15 protein-coding genes are annotated in these 19,870 nt (G+C 70.0%); 4 read left to right on the forward strand and 11 right to left on the reverse strand.

The window, feature by feature from the left end; genetic code table 11:
* Complete coding sequence (gene metE, locus NYO99_RS05040) at nucleotides 1–2,292, reverse strand: 5-methyltetrahydropteroyltriglutamate--homocysteine S-methyltransferase (RefSeq protein ID WP_268165994.1); 2,292 nt, start codon at nucleotides 2,290–2,292, stop codon at nucleotides 1–3.
* Nucleotides 2,293–2,391: 99 nt separating this feature from the next.
* On the opposite strand from metE, the gene NYO99_RS05045 reads away from it, so the two are divergent.
* A complete protein-coding gene (locus NYO99_RS05045; protein ID WP_268165995.1) occupies nucleotides 2,392–3,291 on the forward strand; it encodes a LysR family transcriptional regulator in 900 nt (299 codons plus the stop codon).
* On the opposite strand, the gene NYO99_RS05050 is transcribed toward NYO99_RS05045, so the two are convergent.
* The gene (locus NYO99_RS05050; RefSeq protein WP_268165996.1) at nucleotides 3,278–4,201 is read right to left on the reverse strand and encodes a LysR family transcriptional regulator; all 924 of its coding nucleotides are present in this window, start codon (nucleotides 4,199–4,201) and stop codon (nucleotides 3,278–3,280) included. The genes NYO99_RS05045 and NYO99_RS05050 overlap by 14 nt on opposite strands.
* Nucleotides 4,202–4,296: 95 nt before the next feature.
* Here NYO99_RS05050 and NYO99_RS05055 point away from each other — a divergent pair, with 95 nt between their 5' ends.
* On the forward strand, nucleotides 4,297–5,145 hold the full coding sequence (locus NYO99_RS05055) for a hypothetical protein (protein ID WP_268165997.1): 849 nt from the start codon (nucleotides 4,297–4,299) through the stop codon (nucleotides 5,143–5,145).
* On the opposite strand, the gene mmsB is transcribed toward NYO99_RS05055, so the two are convergent.
* From mmsB to NYO99_RS05075, 4 genes are read right to left on the reverse strand one after another with little or no spacing between them, the layout of a single operon-like run.
* A complete protein-coding gene (gene mmsB, locus NYO99_RS05060) occupies nucleotides 5,129–6,025 on the reverse strand; it encodes a 3-hydroxyisobutyrate dehydrogenase (RefSeq protein ID WP_268165998.1) in 897 nt (298 codons plus the stop codon). The genes NYO99_RS05055 and mmsB overlap by 17 nt on opposite strands.
* A gap of 25 nt (nucleotides 6,026–6,050) precedes the next feature.
* Nucleotides 6,051–6,833 (reverse strand): enoyl-CoA hydratase, encoded by a 783-nt coding sequence (locus NYO99_RS05065; RefSeq protein WP_268165999.1) that lies wholly within the window; start codon nucleotides 6,831–6,833, stop codon nucleotides 6,051–6,053.
* A 13-nt stretch (nucleotides 6,834–6,846) separates the two neighbouring features.
* On the reverse strand, nucleotides 6,847–8,007 hold the full coding sequence (locus tag NYO99_RS05070) for an acyl-CoA dehydrogenase family protein (protein WP_268166000.1): 1,161 nt from the start codon (nucleotides 8,005–8,007) through the stop codon (nucleotides 6,847–6,849).
* 9 nt (nucleotides 8,008–8,016) lie between these two features.
* A complete protein-coding gene (locus tag NYO99_RS05075) occupies nucleotides 8,017–9,534 on the reverse strand; it encodes a CoA-acylating methylmalonate-semialdehyde dehydrogenase (RefSeq protein ID WP_268166001.1) in 1,518 nt (505 codons plus the stop codon).
* 122 nt (nucleotides 9,535–9,656) lie between these two features.
* On the opposite strand from NYO99_RS05075, the gene NYO99_RS05080 reads away from it, so the two are divergent.
* Nucleotides 9,657–10,553, forward strand: coding sequence for a LysR family transcriptional regulator (locus tag NYO99_RS05080; protein WP_268166002.1), 897 nt, complete (start codon nucleotides 9,657–9,659; stop codon nucleotides 10,551–10,553).
* Nucleotides 10,554–10,571: 18 nt separating this feature from the next.
* Here the strand turns inward: NYO99_RS05080 and NYO99_RS05085 are convergent, their stop codons facing one another.
* Genes NYO99_RS05085 through prpC form a run of 4 tightly spaced genes read right to left on the reverse strand, consistent with a single transcriptional unit; the run spans nucleotide 10,572 to nucleotide 16,397 of the window.
* Nucleotides 10,572–11,432, reverse strand: a complete 861-nt coding sequence (locus NYO99_RS05085) for an isocitrate lyase/PEP mutase family protein (protein ID WP_268166003.1) — start codon at nucleotides 11,430–11,432, stop codon at nucleotides 10,572–10,574.
* A 17-nt stretch (nucleotides 11,433–11,449) separates the two neighbouring features.
* Nucleotides 11,450–12,631 carry a 2-methylaconitate cis-trans isomerase PrpF gene (gene prpF / locus NYO99_RS05090; RefSeq protein ID WP_268166004.1) on the reverse strand — a complete coding sequence of 394 codons (1,182 nt, stop codon included), beginning with the start codon at nucleotides 12,629–12,631 and terminating at the stop codon, nucleotides 11,450–11,452.
* Nucleotides 12,628–15,246, reverse strand: coding sequence for a Fe/S-dependent 2-methylisocitrate dehydratase AcnD (gene acnD, locus NYO99_RS05095; protein ID WP_268166005.1), 2,619 nt, complete (start codon nucleotides 15,244–15,246; stop codon nucleotides 12,628–12,630). The genes prpF and acnD overlap by 4 nt, the downstream gene beginning before the upstream one ends.
* The gene (gene prpC / locus NYO99_RS05100; RefSeq protein ID WP_268166006.1) at nucleotides 15,243–16,397 is read right to left on the reverse strand and encodes a bifunctional 2-methylcitrate synthase/citrate synthase; all 1,155 of its coding nucleotides are present in this window, start codon (nucleotides 16,395–16,397) and stop codon (nucleotides 15,243–15,245) included. Before prpC ends, acnD begins: the two co-directional genes overlap by 4 nt.
* A 172-nt stretch (nucleotides 16,398–16,569) precedes the next feature.
* Between prpC and NYO99_RS05105 the strand changes: the two genes are divergently transcribed.
* A complete protein-coding gene (locus NYO99_RS05105; RefSeq protein WP_268166007.1) occupies nucleotides 16,570–17,985 on the forward strand; it encodes a short-chain fatty acyl-CoA regulator family protein in 1,416 nt (471 codons plus the stop codon).
* A gap of 15 nt (nucleotides 17,986–18,000) precedes the next feature.
* On the opposite strand, the gene NYO99_RS05110 is transcribed toward NYO99_RS05105, so the two are convergent.
* Complete coding sequence (locus NYO99_RS05110) at nucleotides 18,001–19,845, reverse strand: right-handed parallel beta-helix repeat-containing protein (RefSeq protein WP_268166008.1); 1,845 nt, start codon at nucleotides 19,843–19,845, stop codon at nucleotides 18,001–18,003.
* Nucleotides 19,846–19,870 lie beyond the last annotated feature (25 nt).

The following is a 19,870-nucleotide window of genomic DNA, read 5'->3' on the forward strand; positions in this document are numbered from 1 at the left end:
TCAGCCCAGCTCGGCACGCAGCTGCCGGGCTGCGGCCACCATGCGCTGCAGAGCCGGGGTCACCTCGGCCCACTGGCGGGTCTTGAGCCCGCAGTCCGGGTTGACCCACAAACGCTCGGCCGGCACCCGCTCGGCGGCGCGCTTCATCAGCGTCACGATGTCCGCCTGGCTGGGGATGTTGGGCGAGTGGATGTCGTAGACACCCGGGCCGATCTGGTTGGGATAGCGGAAGCTGCGGAACGCGTCCAGCAACGCCATGTCCGAGCGCGAGGTCTCGATGGTGATGACGTCGGCGTCCATGGCCGCGATGGCCGGCAGGATGTCGTTGAACTCTGAGTAGCACATGTGGGTGTGGATCTGCGTCGCGTCGGCCACGCCGCCCGCCATCAGGCGGAAGCAGGCCACGGCCCAGTCCAAGTAGTCGCCCCACTGAGCGCGGCGCAGCGGCAGGCCCTCGCGCAACGCGGCCTCGTCGATCTGGATGATGGGCAGGCCGGCGCGCTCCAGGTCCAGCACCTCCTCGCGCAGCGCCAGCGCGAGCTGTCGGCAGGTGGTGGCGCGCGGCTGGTCGTCGCGCACGAAGGACCAGTTCAGCATGGTCACCGGCCCGGTCAGCATGCCCTTCATGGGCCGCTCGGTCAGCGACTGCGCATGGCGGCTCCAGGCCACGGTGATGGGCCGCGGGCGGCTGATGTCGCCGAACAGGATGGGCGGCTTCACGCAGCGTGAGCCATAGCTCTGCACCCAGCCGAACTGGCTGAAGGCATAGCCGTCCAGCTGCTCGCCGAAGTACTCCACCATGTCGTTGCGCTCAGCCTCGCCATGCACCAGCACGTCCAGCCCCAGCGCCTCCTGGGCCTTCACGCAATGCGCGATCTCGCGGCGCATCGCGTCGTCGTAGGCCGCGGCCGTGATCTCGCCGGCCTTGAACCGGCTGCGGGCCTGGCGGATCTCGGGCGTCTGCGGGAAGGAGCCGATGGTCGTGGTGGGAAAGGCCGGCAGCTGCAACCGCGCAGCCTGCGTGGCGGCGCGTTGCGCATGTGACGAGGGGCGCTGGGCCAGCCCGGCATCCACGCGGGCCAGGGCCTGCGCGACCGCCGGGTTGTGCACGCGCGGCGACGCCCGCCGTCCCGCAAGCGCCGCGGCATTCGCGTCCAGTTCGGCCTGCACGGCGGCGCGCCCCTCGCGCAGCGCGCGCGCCAGCAGCGCCAGCTCGTCCAGCTTTTGCAGCGCGAAGGACAGCCAGGACCTGAGCTCGGCGTCCAGCTGCTGCTCCTGGGCCAGGTCCATCGGCACGTGCAGCAGCGAGCAGGACGGCGCCAGCCAAAGCCGCTCGCCCAGCTGCCGGGCCACCGGCTCCAGCCAGTCCAGCGTGGCGTTCAGGTCGGTGCGCCAGATGTTGCGGCCGTTGATGACGCCCAGCGACAGCACACGGTCGCCGGGCAAGGCGGCCAGCAGCGGCGCCACTTCGTCGCGGGCGTTGACGGCGTCCAGGTGCACGCCCTGCACCGGCAGCTCGGCAAGCAGCGGCAGGTTCTCGCGCAGCGGGCCGAAATAGGTGGCCACCAGCAGCTGCGTGCGGCGTGTGCCCAGCACGGCATAGGCCTCGCGGTAGGCCAGGGCCCAGCCAGGGTCGAGCTCGGTCACCAGCAGCGGCTCGTCGATCTGCACCCAGCCGGCGCCGTGCGCCGCCAGCATGTCCAGCAGCTCGGCATAGACCGCCAGCAAGGGCGGCAGCAGGTCCAGGCGCTCGCTGCCGTCCTTGGCCTTGCCGAGCGCCAGGTAGGTCAGCGGACCGATCAGCACCGGCTTGGCGGGCCGGCCCTGGGCCTGGGCCTCGGCCAATTGCTGCAGCAGGCGCGAGGCGTCCAGGCGGAAGGTCTGGCCGGCCCGGAACTCGGGAACGATGTAGTGGTAGTTGCTGTCGAACCACTTGGTCATCTCGCCGGCGGCGACGCCGCAGCAGGCGCCGTGGCCCTCGGCCGGCGGCGCAGACCGCCCGCGGGCGACGCGGAAGTAGTTGTCCAGCGCCGCGCCGTCCAAGCCCTGGAAGCGCTGCGGCAGGTGGCCCAGCGTGAAGCTCATGTCCAGCACCTGGTCGTAGAGCGAGAAGTCACCGACGGGCACAAAGTCCAGCGCGGCTTGCGCCGCCCAGTGGCGCTCGCGCAGCCGGGCGGCCTGGGTGTTCAGCTCGGCCGCGCTGCTGCGGCCTTGCCAGTAGGCCTCCAGCGCGAACTTGAGTTCGCGGCGCGCGCCGATGCGGGGAAAGCCGAGGTTGTGGATGCGGGTCATGTCGGTCTGGCCAGGGAGTGAAGTGCAGGGAGCGGCATGCTAGGAATCGCAACCCATGAAGTAAAATGGTCATTTTTCAGAGATCAATCGATTTCATTCATGCTTGAGCGCGCCCACCTGGCCATCATTCGCGAAGTTGACCGCCAGGGCTCGCTGACGGCCGCGGCCGGCGTGTTGTGCCTGACGCAGTCCGCGCTGAGCCACGCGATGAAGAAGCTGGAAGGCCAGCTGGGCACGGACATCTGGCTGCGCGAGGGCCGCTCGCTGCGCCTGACGCAGGCCGGCGAGTACCTGCTGGCCGTGGCCAACCGGCTGCTGCCGCAGCTGGACATGGCCGAGCAGCGGGTGCGCCAGTTCGCCGCCGGCACGCGGGGCGCATTGCGCATCGGCATGGAGTGCCACCCCTGCTACCAATGGCTGCTGAAGGTCGTCTCGCCCTACCTCGCGGCCTGGCCGGACGTGGAGGTGGATGTGCGCCAGAAGTTCCAGTTCGGCGGCATCGCCGCGCTGTTCGGGCACGAGATCGACCTGCTCGTCACACCCGACCCGCTGCACAAGCCGGGCCTGCACTACGAGCCGGTGTTCGACTACGAGCAGGTGCTGGTCGTGAGCGGGCGCCATGCGCTGGCCGGCGCGGCCCATGTGCTGCCCGCGCAGCTGGCGGAGGAGGTGCTCATCACCTACCCGGTCGCGGTGGAGCGGCTGGACGTCTACACGCAGTTCCTGCTGCCCGCCGGCATCACGCCGCGCCAGCACAAGCCCATCGAGACGACGGACATCATGTTGCAGATGGTGGCCAGCGGCCGCGGCGTGGCCGCGCTACCGCGCTGGCTGGTGCAGGAGTACGCGGCCCGGCTGGACATCGTGCCGGTCAAGCTCGGCGAGCACGGCGTGGCCAAGCAGATCTACCTCGGCGCCCGCGCGAGCGAGCTGCAGGTGGACTATCTGCAGGCCTTCATCGACCTGGCCCGCCACAGCGGCGCCGCTACAGCAGGCTGACGTTGGGCAGGGTGAGGCGCGAGGTCTCGCGCATGATGCGCACGAAGTCGGCCAGGAAGGGCTTGGCCGCCAAGGCCGCGGTGCTGACGGCGTAGAGCCGGCCGGTCAGCCCCTGCGCGCCGATGCGTTGCCGTGCCACGTAGCCGCGCGCCAGATAGCCCTCCACCGCCCACAGCGGCAGCGCGGCCACGCCGCGGCCGCTGGCCACGAGCTGCAGGATGGCCACCGTCAGCTCGCTGGTGCGGCGCGGCGGGTTGATGCCAGCCGGCTGCAGCACCTGGCGGACGAGGTCCAGCATGTCGTCGGGCACCGGATAGGTGATCAGCGTCTCGGCCGCGAAATCGGCGGCCGCCAGCCACGGGCGCGCCAGCAGCGCATGGCCCTTGCGCAGCAGCGCGACGATCTCGAAGCTGAACAGCGGGTGCACCACCACGCCGGCCTCGCCTGCGTCCACGTCGGAGACGATGGCCAGCTCGGCGCGGTCCTGGTGCAGCAGGCCGACGGGGTCGGTGTGGAAGCCCGACACAATGTCCAGCTCCACCTCCGGCCAGCGCTCGCGAAAGGCGTCCATGGCCGGCATCAGCCAGTCGAAGCAGGTGTGGCACTCGACCGCAATGCGCAACTGGCCCGCCGAGCCGGCCACCAGCCGGCGCATGTCGGCCTCGGCCGCGTCCACCTGCGGCAACACCAGATCGGCCAGTGCCAGCAGCCGCTGGCCGGCGACGCCGAACACCAGGGGCTGGCTCTTGCGTGCGAACAGCTCGGTGCCGTAGTGCGCCTCCAGCGCCTTGAGTTGGTGCGACAGCGCCGACTGCGTGAGGTTGAGCACCTGGGCCGCGCGCGACAGGTTGCCCGCCTCGCGCAGCGCGGCCAACGTGCGCAGGTGGCGCAGCTCCAGGGGCGTCGTCATGAGTGAAACTATTGGTCAGCCTGAAAACATTTCGTTTGAATCATAGTCAAGCAGCAGGAATGATGCGAGCCAATTTCATTCACATCGAAACCTGCATGATCCGGATTCATGATTCCCACGCGTGGCACCAGCGGCCGTCCTCGCCGGTCGACGCCACGGCAGCGCCCACGGCCGTGCTGGACCTGCTGACCGTGGGCGAGCCGCCCATGGTCGATGGCCTGCAGGCCCACTGGCAGCTGCTCGGCTGCGACGCTCCGACCGAGACGGCCACCTGCCCCTGGACGGGCCAGCCCTACCGCCGCCCCATGCTCGACGACGCCAGCCGCTTTGCGCTGCAGGCCGAGCCCTTGCTCGCACGGGTGGATGCCGTCATTGCGCGCCCCGCCAGCCCCAAGGTAACGCTGCTGGGCCCGGTGAGCCTGCTGTCGCTGTGCGCCGAGGCCCGGCCGGGCGGCGACCGCCTGCGCCTGCTGCCCCGGCTGCTGGATGTCTACGAGGCCTTGTTGACGCGGCTCGCCGCACGCGGCGTGACCTGGGTGCAGCTGGACGAGCCGCTGCTGTCCCAGCCGCTGTCGCCCGCCTGGCAACAGGCGCTGCGCGAGGCCTACGGCCGCCTGGGCCGGGTCGACCAGCCTCTGCTGATGGCAGCCGGCGCGCTGCCGGATGAGGACAACCTGGCGCTGGCCTGCGAGCTGCCGGTGGCCGGCCTGCAGGTGGATGCCGACGCCCCCGCCCTGCCCCAGCTGGCCCGGCGCTTGCCACGGGAGCGCGAGCTGTCGCTGGAGCTCAGCCGCGCCAGCGCACCGCTGGCCCTGGCGCGCGAGATCCGTGCGCTGCGTGGTGGCCGCATCTGGCTGGCCCAGCCGCCGGGCGCGGCCGCCGCCGCGCAGCTGGGCGCCCTGCGCCGCGCGCTGTGGCGCGAGGACGTCAGGCCTTGTCGCTGATCAGCTTCACGACGCTGGAGAAATCCAGCCCGCCGCGGCCGGCCTGCTTGTTCAGCGCATAGAGGTTGCGCGCCAGCTCGCCCAGCGGAATGGTGGCGCCCACGCTCATCGCGGCCTCGGCGGCCAGGCCCAGGTCCTTGAGCATCAGGTCGTTGCCGAAGCCGCCGGTGTAGCCACGCGAGGCCGGCGCGTTCTCCAGCACGCCGGGCCAGGGGTTGCACACCTCGGTGGCCCAGCTGCGGCCGGTGCTGACGGCCATCATCTGCGACAGCACCTTGGCATCCAGCCCATGGGCTGCGCCCAGGGCCAGCGCCTCGCCAGTAACGGCCATGATGACGCCCAGCGCCATGTTGTTGCACAGCTTGGCCACCTGGCCGGCGCTGCTGGCACCCATGTGGAAGATGTTCTTGCCCATGGCCTGCAGCACCGGGCGCGCGCGCTCCAGCACCTCAGCCTCGCCGCCGACGATGAAGGTCAGCGTGCCGGCCGCCGCGCCGGCCGTGCCGCCGGACACCGGTGCGTCCAGCATGGCGATGCCGCGCGCACTGGCTGCCTGCGCCACCTTCAGCACCGAGGCCGGCGCGATGGTGCTGCAGTCGATGACCAGCGTGCCGGCCGGCAGCCTGGCCAGCAGGCCGTCGTCCCCGAGGTACAGCGCCTCCACATGCCGGCTGGCCGGCAGCATGGAGATGACGACCTGCGCGCCGTCCACAGCGGCAGCGGCCGTGGCGGCGATGCTCACGCCGGCTTGTTCGGCCGCCTTGGCACAGGCCTCGGCGCTGAGGTCGAAGGCCTGCACGGCGTGGCCGGCCTTGGCCAGGTTGACAGCCATCGGGCCGCCCATGTTGCCGAGGCCAAGGAAGGCGATGCGTGTGCTCATGTGTTTGTCTCCTTGTGGGGCTGGGTCAGGCGTTCTTCCACTTCGGCGCGCGCTTGCCCAGGAAGGCGTTCACGCCTTCTCGCTGGTCCTCGGTGTCGAACAGGCCGACGAACAACTCGCGCTCCTGGATCAGCACCTGCTGGGCCGGCATGTGGCGTGCGCCCTGGATGAGCCGCTTGCAGGCGGCGACGCTGCTGGGGCTCTGCTTCTGCACGGCCTCGGCCATCTGCAGCGCGCGGGCCAGGCCCTGGCCCTTGTCGACGACCTCATCGGCCAGGCCGATGCGCAGCGCCGTGGCGGCGTCCACGCGCTCGCCCAGCAGCACCATGCGCTTGGCCCAGCTCTCGCCGACGGTCCAGGTCAGCCACTGCGTGCCGCCCGCGCAGGGCAGCAGGCCCACGGCCGCCTCGGGCAATGCCATCACCGCGTGGCTCTCGACGACGCGCAGGTCGCAGGCCAGCGCGCATTCCAGCCCGCCGCCCATCGCATAGCCGTTGATGGCCGCGACGCTGACACCGCGGAAAGCGGACAGCGCCTCGAAGGCGTCGCCAAAGCGCTTGGCCATGGTCGCCGCCACGCCCTTGTCGCCGTCGGCAAACAGCTTCAGGTCGGCGCCGGCGCTGAAGAACTTCTCGCCATCGCCGGTGATGACCAGCGCGTAGATCTCCCGGTCGGCGTTCAGGTCGTGCACCAGGCGCGTCAGCGCCACGAGGCTGTCGGCCGTCCAGGTGTGGGCGGGCGGGTTGTGCAGCGTGACGAGGGCGGTGTGGCCGCGCTTTTCGAGCTTCAGGCCGGTGTAGTCCGTCATGTTGATTCCTTGTTCAGCGGATGGCGTCACCGGCGTCGTCCTGCAGCACGCGGCGCGACACGATGACACGCATGATTTCGTTGGTGCCTTCGAGGATCTGGTGCACGCGGGTATCGCGCACCAGCCGCTCCAGCGGGAACTCGTTCAGGTAGCCATAGCCGCCGTGCAGCTGCAGCGCCTCGTTGCAGACAGTGAAGCCCGCGTCGGTCGCGAAGCGCTTGGCCATCGCGCAGTAGGTGGACGCCTCGGCATGGCCCGCGTCCAGCTTGGCGGCGGCCAGGCGCACCATTTGGCGTGCGGCCACTAGCTCGGTGGCCATGTCGGCGATGCGGAACTGCAGCGCCTGCAGGCTGGCCAATGGCTGGCCGAACTGGCGGCGGTCATGCAGGTAGCGGCGCGCGGCATCCAGCGCACCCTGCGCGGCGCCTACCGAGCAGGTGGCGATGTTGATGCGCCCGCCATCCAGCCCCTTCATCGCGAGCTTGAAGCCCTGGCCTTCGGCGCCCAGCAGCGCCTCCGCGCCGACGCGCACGCTGTCGAACGCGATGGTGCGCGTGGGCTGGCTGTTCCAGCCCATCTTGTGCTCCTGCTTGCCGTAGCTGATGCCCGGCGCATCGGCCGGCACAACGAAGGCCGACACGCCCGACGGCCCGGCGCCGCCGGTGCGCGCCATGACGATGAGCACATCGGTCGCGCCCGCCCCCGAGATGAAGGCCTTGCCACCGTTCAGCACCCACTGGGCGCCATCCCACTCGGCGCGCGTCTTCAGCGAGCCGGCATCGGAGCCAGCGCCGGGTTCGGTCAGGCAGTAGGACGCCAGCTTGGCGCCGCTGACCAGGTCGGCGCCCCAGCGCTCGCACACGGCATCGCTGCCCCAGGTGCCCAGCATCCAGGTGGCCATGTTGTGGATGGTGAGGAAGGCCGTCGTCGACGGATCGGCCGCGGCCAGTTCCTCGAACACCAGCGTCGCGTCCAGCCGCGGCAGCGCCAGGCCGCCGATGCGCTCGGGCGCGTACAGGCCGCAGAAGCCCAGCTCGCCGGCCGCGCGCAGCGTGTCGCGCGGAAAGAAGTGCTCGCGGTCCCACTGCGCAGCAAACGGCGCCAGCTCGCTCTGCGCGAAGCTGCGCGCGGTGGCAGCGAAGGCACGCTGGTCTTCGCTCAGTTCGAAGTCCATCGCGCGGCCTTACTTCAGGGAGATGGTGGTGTTGACGCCGGTGGACACGTCGTCATCGAACCAGCGCGCGGTGACTGTCTTGGTCTGCGTGTAGAACATGATGACCTGCTTGCCGTAGGGGCCGAGGTCGCCCAGCTTGGACGCGCGCGAGCCGGTGAACGAGAACAGCGGCACCGGCACCGGGATGGGCACGTTGATGCCGACCTGGCCCACGTCGATTTCTTCCTCGAATTTGCGCGCCGCGGCGCCGCTCTGCGTGAAGATGGCTGTGCCGTTGCCGTTGGGGTTGGCGTTGATCATCGCGATGGCCTCGTCCATGGTCTCGGCCTCGGCGATGCACAGCACGGGGCCGAAGATCTCCTGCTCGTAGATGCTCATGCCGGGCTTGACGCCCGAGAAGATGGTCGGGCCGACGAAGTTGCCCTCGCGCAGCGCGCCGTCCAGCGCCGGCTTGCGACCGTCCAGCTCCAGCCGCGCGCCCTCGGCGATGCCCCGCTCGATCAGGCCTTCCACGCGCTCACGCGCCGCGCAGGAGATGACCGGGCCCACATCGGTGCCGGCCGCGTCGCCCGCGCCGACCTTCAGCGTCCGGGCCTTGGCCACCAGCTCGGGCACCCAGCCACGCGCCTCACCCACGAGGATGGCCACCGACACCGCCATGCAGCGCTGGCCGGCAGCGCCGAAGCTGGCGCCGGCCAGCGCGTTCAGCGTCTGCTCCTTGTGCGCATCGGGCAGCACGATGGCGTGGTTCTTCGCGCCCATCATGCATTGCACGCGCTTGCCCGAGGCCGACGCACGGTGGTAGACGTGCGTGCCGACCTTGGTGGAACCGACGAAGGACACGGCCTTGATGTCCGGGTGGTCGCACAGCGCGTTGACGACGTCCTCGCCGCCGTGCACGACGTTGAGCACGCCGGCCGGGATGCCGGCCTGCAGCGCCAGCCGCACGAGTTCCATCGTCACCATCGGGTCCTGCTCGGACGGCTTCAGCACGAAAGTGTTGCCGGTGGCGATGGCCATCGGGAACATCCACAGCGGGATCATGGCGGGGAAGTTGAACGGCGTGATGCCGGCGCACACGCCCAGCGGCTGCAGCAGCGTGTAGGTGTCAACGCCGCCGGCCACGTTGTGCGCGCGCTCGCCCATCTGCAGGCTGCCGATGTTGGCGGCATGCTCCACCACCTCCAGCCCGCGGAACACGTCGCCCTCGGCGTCGGCCAGCGTCTTGCCCTGCTCGGCGGTCAGCGTCGCGGCCAACGACTTCATGTTCTCGCGGATCAGCTGCTGGTACTTCAGGAAGATGCGGGCGCGGGCGCCGATGGGCGTCTTCTTCCAGGTCTTGAACGCGGCCTGCGCGCTGGCGATGGCTGCAGCCACTTCGTGCTGCGTGGCCATGGGCACACGGGCCAGCACCTGCTGCGTGGCGGGGTTCACGACGTCGCGCCACTGCGTCGTGCGGGACTCGACGAACTCGCCGTTGATCAGCAACGGGATGGTGGGCACGGCGGGGGTGGCGTGGGTGGTCATGGGTGTCTCCGGCGATGTCGGGTGAAGAGATGTTGCGGTCATCCTAGCTTTGCATATTTGCCTGAACAAGGCGCAAATTCGCGCCTGCAGTTTGCAAGAATGCAAACCACACCGAGGTGGCGATGGACTGGAACAACCTGCGTTTTTTCATGGAGCTGGCCCGGGCCGGCACGCTGCACGCGGCCGCACGCCGGCTGGAGGTGGACCACACCACCGTGGCCCGCCGCATCCGGGCGCTGGAGCAGCAGACCGGCGCCACGCTGTTCACGCGCGAGGCCGACGGCCACCGCCTCAGCGAGGCCGGGCGGCAGCTGCTGCCCAAGGTGGAAGCCATGGAGGCGGCCTTCCGCCAGATGGAGCGCAGCGGGCCGCTGGCGATGGCGGCCGACGAGGGGCTGTCCGGCGTCGTGCGCATCGGCGCGACCGAGGGCCTGGCCACACGGGTGCTGGCGCCCGCGTTGGCGCAGTTCTCGCGCCTGCATCCGCGGCTGGTGGTGGACCTGCTGGCCCTGCCCCGCCTCGTGCACCTGTCGCGTCGCGAGGCCGACATCGTCATCTCGCTGGAACGGCCCGCGCGCGGGTCGGTCATCGTCGCGAAGCTGGCCGATTACAGCCTGCACCTGTACGCCAGCCGCGACTACCTGGGCGAGCAGCCCGGGCCGCAGACGGTGGAGCAGCTCGCCGGCCACAGCTTCGTCAGCTACGTGGACGACCTGCTGTTCACCAAGGAGCTGCAGATCCTGGACGAGCTGCACCGACCGCAGCAGTTCGCGCTGCGTTCCACCAGCATCCTGGCGCAGTACGAGGCGGTGGCGGCCGGCGCCGGCATCGCCGTGCTGCCGGCCTTCGTCGCGGCGAGCGACGCACGGCTGGTGCGGCTGCTGCCGCAGCACCAGTTCAAGCGCACCTTCTGGATGTCCATGCCGCAGGAGGCGCGGCAGCTGCCGCGCATGCAGGCCGTGTGGGCGCTGCTGCGCGAACTGGCCGAGCGTGAGCAGCCGCGCCTGCTGGCACCCTGACGCGGCGGACCGCCGGGCTCAGGTGTACTTCTTCTCGAGCGCATCCCAGCCGGGCTTGCCGACGAGGCGCTGGCGCTCGGCGAACGGCGCCACCAGGCCGCTGCTCTCCAGCACCTGCTTGTCGTCTCGCAGCGCGGTGAGCGCCTTCTGCATGCCCATCACGGCGCCCTGAAGCGCGGCGTTGGCGTACAGCACGATGCCGTAGCCCAGTTGGCCCAGTTCCTCGGCGCCGAAGATGGGGGTCTTGCCGCCGATGACCATGTTCATCAGCTGGGGCTTGCCCAGGCGTTTGGGCAGCGCGCGGACTTCGTCTTCCTTCGTGACGGCTTCGACGAACAGGATGTCGGCGCCGGCCTCGGCGAACATCTGCGCACGCTCGATGGCGGCCTCGAAGCCCAGCGTGGCGGCCGCATCGGTGCGGGCCATGATCATGAAGTCCGGGTCGCGGCGCGCATCCACGGCGGCCTTGATCTTGGCCGTCGCCTCCTCGGCGGAGATGACTTCCTTGCCCGAGAAGTGGCCGCAGCGCTTGGGCGCGACCTGGTCTTCGAGCTGGATGCAGTCGGCACCGGCGCGCTCCAGCGTGCGCACGGTGTGGATGACGTTGAGCGCGTTGCCGAAGCCGGTGTCGGCGTCGACGATGAGCGGCAGGTTGACCGCATCGCGGATGCGGGCCGTGTGGTCGGCGATCTCGGCCAGGCCCATGAAGCCCTGGTCGGGCATGCCGAACCACATGTTGGTGACGCCGGCGCCGGTGACGTAGAGCGCCTCGTAGCCGAGGTCTTCGATGACCTTGGCCGACAGCGCATTGAACGCGCCCGGCACGATGACGCCGCGGCGGGCTTCGACAAGGGCCTTGAGTTGTTTGCGGGTGGACATGACGTGGAGAAGTTGGGTTAGAAGCTGCCCGCGGGCACGCGGACGACGCCTTCCATCAGGATGCGGGCGCTGCGGCTCATGACGGCCTTGGTGACCGTCCACTGGCCGTCGACCTGGCAGGCCTCGGCGCCGACGCGCAGCACGCCGGACGGGTGACCGAAGCGCACAGCCGCCCGCTCGCCGCCGCCCGCGGCGAGGTTGACCAGCGTGCCGGGAATGGCGGCAGCGGTGGCAATGGCGACCGAGGCCGTGCCCATCATCGCGTGGTGCAGCTTGCCCATGGACAGCGCGCGCACCAGCAGGTCGATGTCGCCGGCCGGCACGGCCTTGCCGCTGGACGTGGTGTAGTCCGCCGCGGGCGCAACGAAGGCGATCTTGGGCGTGTGCTGGCGCGTGGCGGCTTCTTCGGCCGTCTGGATCAGGCCCATGCGCAGCGCGCCGGCCACGCGCAGCGCCTCGAACTTGGCCAGCAGCGCGGGCGAGCTGTTGATGTGCTCGCGCAGCTCGGCGCCGGTGTGGCCGATGTCGGCCGCGTTGACGAAGACGGTCGGGATGCCCGAGTTGATCAGCGTGGCCTTGACCGTGCCGAGGCCAGGCACGTCCAGCTCATCGATGAGCTTGCCGGTCGGGAACATCGCACCGCCGTCGTCACCGTCGTCGGCCGGATCCAAGAACTCCAGCACGATCTCGGCGGCCGGGAAGGTCACGCCGTCCAGCTCGAAATCGCCGCTCTCCTGCACCTGGCCGCCGCGCACCGGCACATGGGCCACGATGGTCTTGCCGATGTTGGCCTGCCAGATGCGCACGGTGCAGATGCCGTCCTGCGGCACGTCGCGCACGTAGCCGGCATGGATGGCGAACGCACCGGCGCCCGTCGACAGGTTGCCGCAGTTGCCGCTCCAGTCGACGAAGTCCTTGTCGATGGACACCTGACCGTAGAGGTAGTCCACGTCATGGCCGGCACGCGTGCTGGGCGAGATGATCACGCACTTGCTGGTGCTGCTGGTGGCGCCGCCCATGCCGTCGATCTGCGCGGCATAGGGATCGGGGCTGCCGATGACGCGCTGGAACAGCCGGTCGCGCGGCCGGCCGGGCACGCGGCAGGCCTCGGGCAGGTCCTCCAGCCGGAAGAACACGCCCTTGCTTGTGCCGCCACGCAGGTAGGTGGCGGGGATGCGGGCCTGGGGCTGCGCACTCATGCCGCGTGCTCCGCGAGGAAGTCCTGCGCAAAGCGCTGCAGCACGCCACCGGCGTCGTGCACTTGCACCTCCTCGGCCGTGTCCAGCCGGCAGCGCATGGGTGCGCGGTCGGTGCGACCGTCGCGGCGGTGGATGACGAGGTTCAGCGTCGCGCCCGGCGCGATGTCGCCCTCGACGTCATAGACCTCGGTGCCGTCCAGTTGCAGCGTCAGGCGGTTGGTGCCGGGCAGGAACTCCAGTGGCAGCACGCCCATGCCGATCAGGTTGGTGCGGTGGATGCGCTCGAAGCCCTCGGCCACGACGACCTCCACGCCCGCCAGGCGAACGCCCTTGGCAGCCCAGTCACGCGAGCTGCCCTGGCCGTAGTCGGCGCCGGCAATGATGATCAGCGGCTGGCGGCGGTTGAGGTAGGTCTCCATCGCCTCCCACATGCGCATGACCTGGCCCTCGGGCTCCACGCGGGCCAGCGAGCCGACGCGCTGGCTGCCGTCGGCGTTCTTCACCATCTCGTTCTTCAAGGTCGGGTTGGCGAAGGTGGCGCGCATCGCGGTCAGGTGGTCGCCCCGGTGCGTGGCGTAGGAGTTGAAGTCCTCCTCCGGCAGGCCCATCTTGTGCAGGTACTCGCCAGCGGCCGAGTCCATCAGGATGGCGTTGGACGGCGACAGGTGGTCGGTGGTGATGTTGTCCGGCAGCAGCGCCAGCGGGCGCATGCCGCGCCGCGTCCGCGGGTTGGCAGCCAGCGCGCCCACGCCCTCGGTGTCCCAGTACGGCGGGCGGCGGATGTAGGTGGACTGCGGGCGCCAGTCGTACTGCGGCGCGGCGCGTTCGGCGCTGTCGCGGATCGCGAACATCGGCTCGTACACGGCGCGGTACTGCGCCGGCTTGACCGCAGCCGCAACGACGGCATCGATCTCCTCGTCGCTGGGCCACAGGTCCTTCAGGCGGATCTCGCGGCCGTCCACCACGCCCAGCACGTCGTTCTCGATGTCAAAGCGCACCGTGCCGGCCAGCGCGTAGGCCACCACCAGCGGCGGCGAGGCCAGGAAGGCCTGCTTGGCATAGGGGTGGATGCGGCCGTCGAAGTTGCGGTTGCCGGACAGCACGGCGGTCGCGTAGAGGTCCCGGTCGATGATTTCCTGCTGGATCTTGGGGTCCAGCGCGCCGCTCATGCCGTTGCAGGTGGTGCAGGCAAAGGCCACGATGCCGAAGCCCAACTGCTCCAGCTCGCCCAGCAGGTCGGCTTCCTTCAGGTAGAGCTCCACGGCCTTGGAGCCGGGCGCCAGCGAGGACTTGACCCAGGGCTTGCGTGCCAGGCCCAGCGCATTGGCCTTCTTGGCCAGCAGGCCGGCGGCGATGACGTTGCGCGGGTTGCTGGTGTTGGTGCAGCTGGTGATGGCCGCGATGATGACGGCGCCATCGGGCATCAGGCCTTGCGCCTCCTGGGAGCGAGCCTTGTCCAGGTCCACCGCGATGCCACGCTCGCGCAGCGCCGAGGTCGGCAGCCGGCGATGCGGGTTGGACGGGCCGGCCATGTTGCGCACCACGCTGCCGAGGTCGAAACGCAGCACGCGCTCGTACTGCGCCGTCTTCAAGTCCTCGGCCCAGAAGCCGGCGGTGCGGGCGTACTGCTCCACCAGGCGCAGCTGCTCGTCGTCGCGGCCGGTGAGGCGCAGGTAGTCAATGGTCTGGCGGTCGATGTAGAACAGCGCCGCCGTCGCGCCGTACTCCGGGCACATGTTGGCGATGGTGGCACGGTCGCCGATGGACAGGCTGTCCGCGCCCTCGCCATAGAACTCGAGATACGCGCCCACGACCTTCTGCTGGCGCAGGAACTCGGTCAGCGCCAGCACCACGTCCGTCGCCGTGATGCCGGGCGCGCGGCGGCCGGTCAGCTCGACGCCGACGATGTCCGGCAGGCGCATCCACGAGGCACGGCCCAGCATCACGTTCTCGGCCTCCAGGCCGCCCACGCCGATGGCGATGACGCCCAGCGCGTCCACATGCGGCGTGTGGCTGTCGGTGCCGACGCAGGTGTCGGGGAAGGCCACGCCGTCCTGCACGTAGACCACCGGCGACATCTTCTCCAGATTGATCTGGTGCATGATGCCGTTGCCGGCCGGGATCACGTCGACGTTGTCGAAGGCGCGCTTGGTCCACTCGATGAAATGGAAGCGGTCCTCGTTGCGGCGGTCCTCGATGGCGCGGTTCTTCGCGAAGGCGTCGGGGTCGAAGCCCCCGCATTCCACCGCCAGCGAGTGATCCACGATCAGCTGCACCGGCACGACCGGGTTCACGGCCGCCGGGTCGCCGCCTTGCGCGGCGATGGCATCGCGCAGGCCGGCCAGGTCGACCAGCGCGGTCTGGCCCAGGATGTCGTGGCAGACCACGCGCACCGGGAACCACGGAAAGTCCAGCTCACGCTTGCGGCCGATGAGCTGGCCCAGGAACGCATTCAGCTGCGCGGGCTCGGCGCGACGCACCAAGTTCTCAGCGTGCACGCGAGCGGTGTAGGGCAGCGTGGCCCAGGCGCCGGGCTGGAGCGCCTCGACGGCCTCGCGGGCGTCGAAGTAGTCCAGCGTCGTGCCCGGCAGGGGTTTGCGGTGGGCGTGGTTCACTTGCGATCCTGGATGGCGACGAAGGGCTGGTCCTCGGGGCCGGTGTAGTTGGCGCTGGGGCGGATGATCTTGTTGTCGATGCGCTGCTCGATGACGTGGGCCGCCCAGCCGCTGGTGCGCGAGATGACGAACAGCGGCGTGAACATGGCGGTGGGCACGCCCATCATGTGATAGCTGACGGCGCTGAACCAGTCGAGGTTGGGGAACATCTTCTTGACCTCCCACATCACCGACTCCAGCCGCTCGGCGATGTCGTACATCTTCGTAGAGCCGGCCTCGTCGGACAGCTGCTTGGCCACGCCCTTGATGACGACGTTGCGCGGGTCGCTGACCGTGTAGACCGGGTGGCCGAAGCCGATGACGACTTCCTTGCGCTCGACGCGGGCGCGGATGTCGGCCTCGGCCTCGTCCGGGTTGTCATAGCGCTTCTGGATCTCGAAGGCCACCTCGTTGGCGCCGCCATGCTTGGGGCCGCGCAGCGCGCCGATGGCGCCGGCAATCGCCGAGTGCATGTCGCTGCCGGTGCCGGCGATGACGCGGGCCGTGAACGTGGACGCGTTGAACTCATGCTCGGCGTACAGGTTCAGCGAGGTGTGCATCGCGCGCACCCAGCTGTCGCTGGGCTTCTCGCCATGCAGCAGGTGCAGGAAGTGGCCACCGATGGAGTCGTCGTCCGTCTCCACCTCGATGCGGCGGCCGTTGTGGCTGAAGTGGTACCAGTACAGCAGCATGGAGCCCAGGCTCGCCATCAGGCGATCCGCGATGTCGCGGGCACCGGGCAGGTTGTGGTCATCCTTCTCGGGCAGCGTGCAGCCCAGCGCCGACACGCCGGTGCGCATCACGTCCATCGGGTGGGCGGCAGCGGGCAGCGTCTCCAGCACGCTCATCACCGCGTCGGGCAGGCCGCGCAGCGCCTTGAGCTTGGCCTTGTAGGCCTTCAGCTCGGCCCGCGTGGGCAGCTTGCCGTGCACCAGCAGGTGGGCGATTTCCTCGAACTCGCAGACTTCGGCGATGTCCAGGATGTCGTAGCCGCGGTAGTGCAGGTCGTTGCCGCTGCGGCCCACCGTGCACAGCGCGGTGTTGCCGGCCGTCACGCCGGACAGCGCCACGGATTTCTTGGGCTTGAAGGTCGGGTTGGGGGTGTCGCTCATGGCGGAAGTCTCCTGGCTGGTGTGGCAGCGGCGCGGGCCTGCAGGTGGCCGGCGCCTGGGGTTCGTCGATGTTTGCAATCTTCGCAGCGCCGTGCGCGCGGCTCAACCAAACGATGGCGTGTGAATGCGAAGATCGCGGTCGCGTTTTGCAAACTTTGCGAACAATCGGGCCATGCGAAAGATCTTTCTGGGCGTGAAGCTCAAGACGCTGCGCGAGCAGCATGGGCTGACGCAGGCGGCGCTGGCGCAGCGGCTGGCACTGTCGCCCAGCTATGTGAACCAGCTGGAGAACAACCAGCGGCCACTGAGCATGGCGACGCTTCAGCGCCTGCAGGCCACGCTGGGCGTGGACCTGCAGTTCTTCTCCGAGGACGATGAGGCACGGCGCCTGGCGCAACTGCACGAGATCGTCGCCGAGGCGGCACGCCCGGGCGAAGCCGGCGGCGGCGTGCCCGATGCCGAGCTGCGCACGCTGGCCCAGCAGATGCCCGCCGTGACCCAGCTGCTGCTGCGCCTGCACGCCCGCGCGCGCAGCGCCGAGCAGCGCCTGGCCAGCCTGGGCCAGGGCCACCGCGACGGCGGCCCGGCGGCCGGCGGCCAGGCCTCGCACGAAGAGGTGCGCGACTTCTTCTACGCCCACCACAACCACATGGACGGCCTGGATCGCGCGGCCGAGGCGCTGGCCCGCCGTCTCCAAGCCGGCGACAGCACGCAGGACCTGGTGCCGCAACTGGAGGCCTACCTGCAGGCCACGCACGGCGTGCAGGTGCGCGGCGTCGTGGAGGGCCGGCTGCGCCGCTTCGACCCCGCCGAGCGCCGGCTGCGCCTGGGCGACACGCTGACGGCCGGCCAGCGTGCCTTCCAGCTGGCCACGCAGCTGGCCTACCTGGAGGCCGGGCCGACCATCGACCGGCTCGTGGCCTCCAACCCCTTCAGCCCCGAGGCCGCGGCGCTGGCGCGCATCGGGCTGGCCAGCTACTTTGCCGGGGCTCTGGTGCTGCCCTACGGCCGCTTCCTGGCGGCGGCGCAGGAGTTGCGCTACGACATCGCGCTGCTGGCACGTCGCTTCGGCGTCAGCTTCGAGACCGTGTGCCACCGCCTGTCCACGCTGCAGCGGCGTGGCGCGCGGGGCGTGCCCTTCTTCTTCGTGCGGGTGGACCGGGCGGGCAACATCTCCAAGCGCCAGTCCGCCACCGACTTCCACTTCTCGCGCGGCGGCGGCACCTGCCCGCTGTGGAATGTCTACGAGGCCTTCGCCCAGCCTGGGCGTGTGCTGACGCAGGTGGCCCGCATGCCGGACGGCCGCGCCTACCTGTGGATCGCGCATTGCGAGCCCCGCCCGACCGGCGGCTACGGCTCACCCAACCGCGAGTTCGCCATCGGCCTGGGCTGCGACCTGCGGCACGCCAGCCAGCTGGTCTATGCCAAGGGGCTGGCGCTGGACGACTCGGCCAGCGCCACGCCCATCGGCCCGGGCTGCAAGCTGTGCGAGCGCGAGGGCTGCGCGCAGCGCGCCTTTCCGTCGCTGGGCAAGCGGCTGCACATCGATGAGAACGAGCGCGTGGCCCAGCCCTATGCCGCGCAGTAGCGGCCGTTGGCGGCGTCAGCGCGCCGCCGGCAGCGCGCCTGGCAAACGGGTGGCTTCGGTCCAGCCGGTGGCCCGGCGCACTTCGGCCGGCACCGGCAGCGGCTGCACACCTTCGGGCACGCGGGCCAGCTCGTAGCGACGCAGCTCGGGGCTGCGGAAGATCGCGCCCGCAGGCGCCGGCAGCGCCCTGCCCTGCGCCTCCACGCCCGGCACGGCCTGGCGGAAGGCGTCCAGCGTCGCATGCTGGGCGATGCAGGCCGTGCCTGCCGCACTCGCCGTGGGCGCCCAGCTGACCAGCGGCTCTCCCGTACCGGCGCGCAGGTAGAGGTTGCCGTTCACGCGCGTAGACATGGGCGCAGTCACCTTGCCGCACACCAGCGGCGGCTGCTCGAAGCGCAGCAGCGCGCCCTTGACGCCGGCATCGGCCACCAGCAGGTTGCCCTCGAACACATGGCCCACACGCTCGTGCACGTCGGGCCCGGTCTGCGGGTGCCAGCCGAAGTGGTCGCCCTGCGCGCTGCGCTCATTGCGGTCGATCAGCACCGGCGAGTTCACGAAGGTGTTGTGGTGGAACTTCGCTCCGGCGGCGTTGAGGATGCGCGCGCCCTGCTGGTTGTTGACGAACACATTGCCGGCCACGGTGAGGCCGTGGGAGATCTCGAAGAAGACCCCCGCCATCGTGCCCTCGACATGGTTGTTGACGAACACGCCATCGCGGTTGCCCACGTCCCACCAGACGCCGTTGGAGTGCGGCTGTTCAATGACGAGGTTGTCGCGCACGACGACACGGTGAGACTGGTTGAAGATCTTCACGGCCGCCGGGTAGTAGCCGGTCAGGCGCTCGACGTTGTTGCGGCGGATCAGGTTGCGCTCCAGCAGCACGTCGGACGAGCCGATCACGTAGATGCCCTCGGTGCTGGTGTCGCTGATCAGCGAGTTGCGGATGACGAGCTTGTCGCCGCGGAAGAAGCCCGCCACGCGCGAGCAGTGGCTGATGGTCACGTTCTCCAGCAGCGTGCCCACGACCTCCTTGCCATGTTCGCTCTCGGGCGACGGGCCGACGGGGTCGTCCGTGGGCTCCTCGGACACCAGCGTCGACGGCTTCTTGCCCTCGATGTCGATGGCGCGGTAGGCGTACTGCGTCAGCGTGATGCCGCGCAGCTGGAAGCCCTTGCGGTCCGACGGCTTGCCGTGCACGGGGCGCGACGGGCGGTGCAGTGCCACATCGTGCGCGGTGATCTCCACCGTCCTGCCCGCCGGGTTCACGCCGATGTAGACATGGCCCTTGGCGTAGTCGATGTAGAAGCCCTTGCTGCCCAGCTCGCCCGGCCAGCCCACGGACTGCAGCGGCTCGCCGTCGATGAACACCATGTCGTTGTTGAAGCGGTGCAGCGGTGTGTGCATGGACTCGCGGTCCGCATGCCACCAGGCCAGCGGCTGCGCCGGGAACAGCGTCTTCCAGCTCGTGCGCCAGACGTTGTTGGGCAGTGCCTGCCACTCGGCAGCCACGCGCGTGCCCTTGAGCACCGGGGCTTCGTCCAGGTAGGGCTGGAGGCTGACGCCCTGATTCAGCTGCAGGCCGCCGGTGCGATAGATGCCGCCGCGCAGCACGATGGCGTCGCCGGTCACCACACGGGCGACGACAGCCTCCAGCGTGGTGGGTTGTGCCAGCGACTTGCCGGTGGCGTCGGCGCGTCCGTCGGGAGCGACGAAGTAGACGTTGGGCGCCTGGGGCACGGCGTAGCGTTGCGGCACCGGCCCGTAAGGCCCGCCCGAAGGCTGGGCCACAGCCGCCGCAGCCGCCAGCAGGCCGAAAGCGCCAAGGCAGCGGCGCAGGTGCTGATTCAGGTCAGAAAGCATGCAGTCTCCAAACAGTTCTTATGAG

The sequence above is a fragment of the Roseateles hydrophilus genome (assembly GCF_026712245.1).
Lineage (GTDB): Bacteria > Pseudomonadota > Gammaproteobacteria > Burkholderiales > Burkholderiaceae_C > Pelomonas > Pelomonas hydrophilus.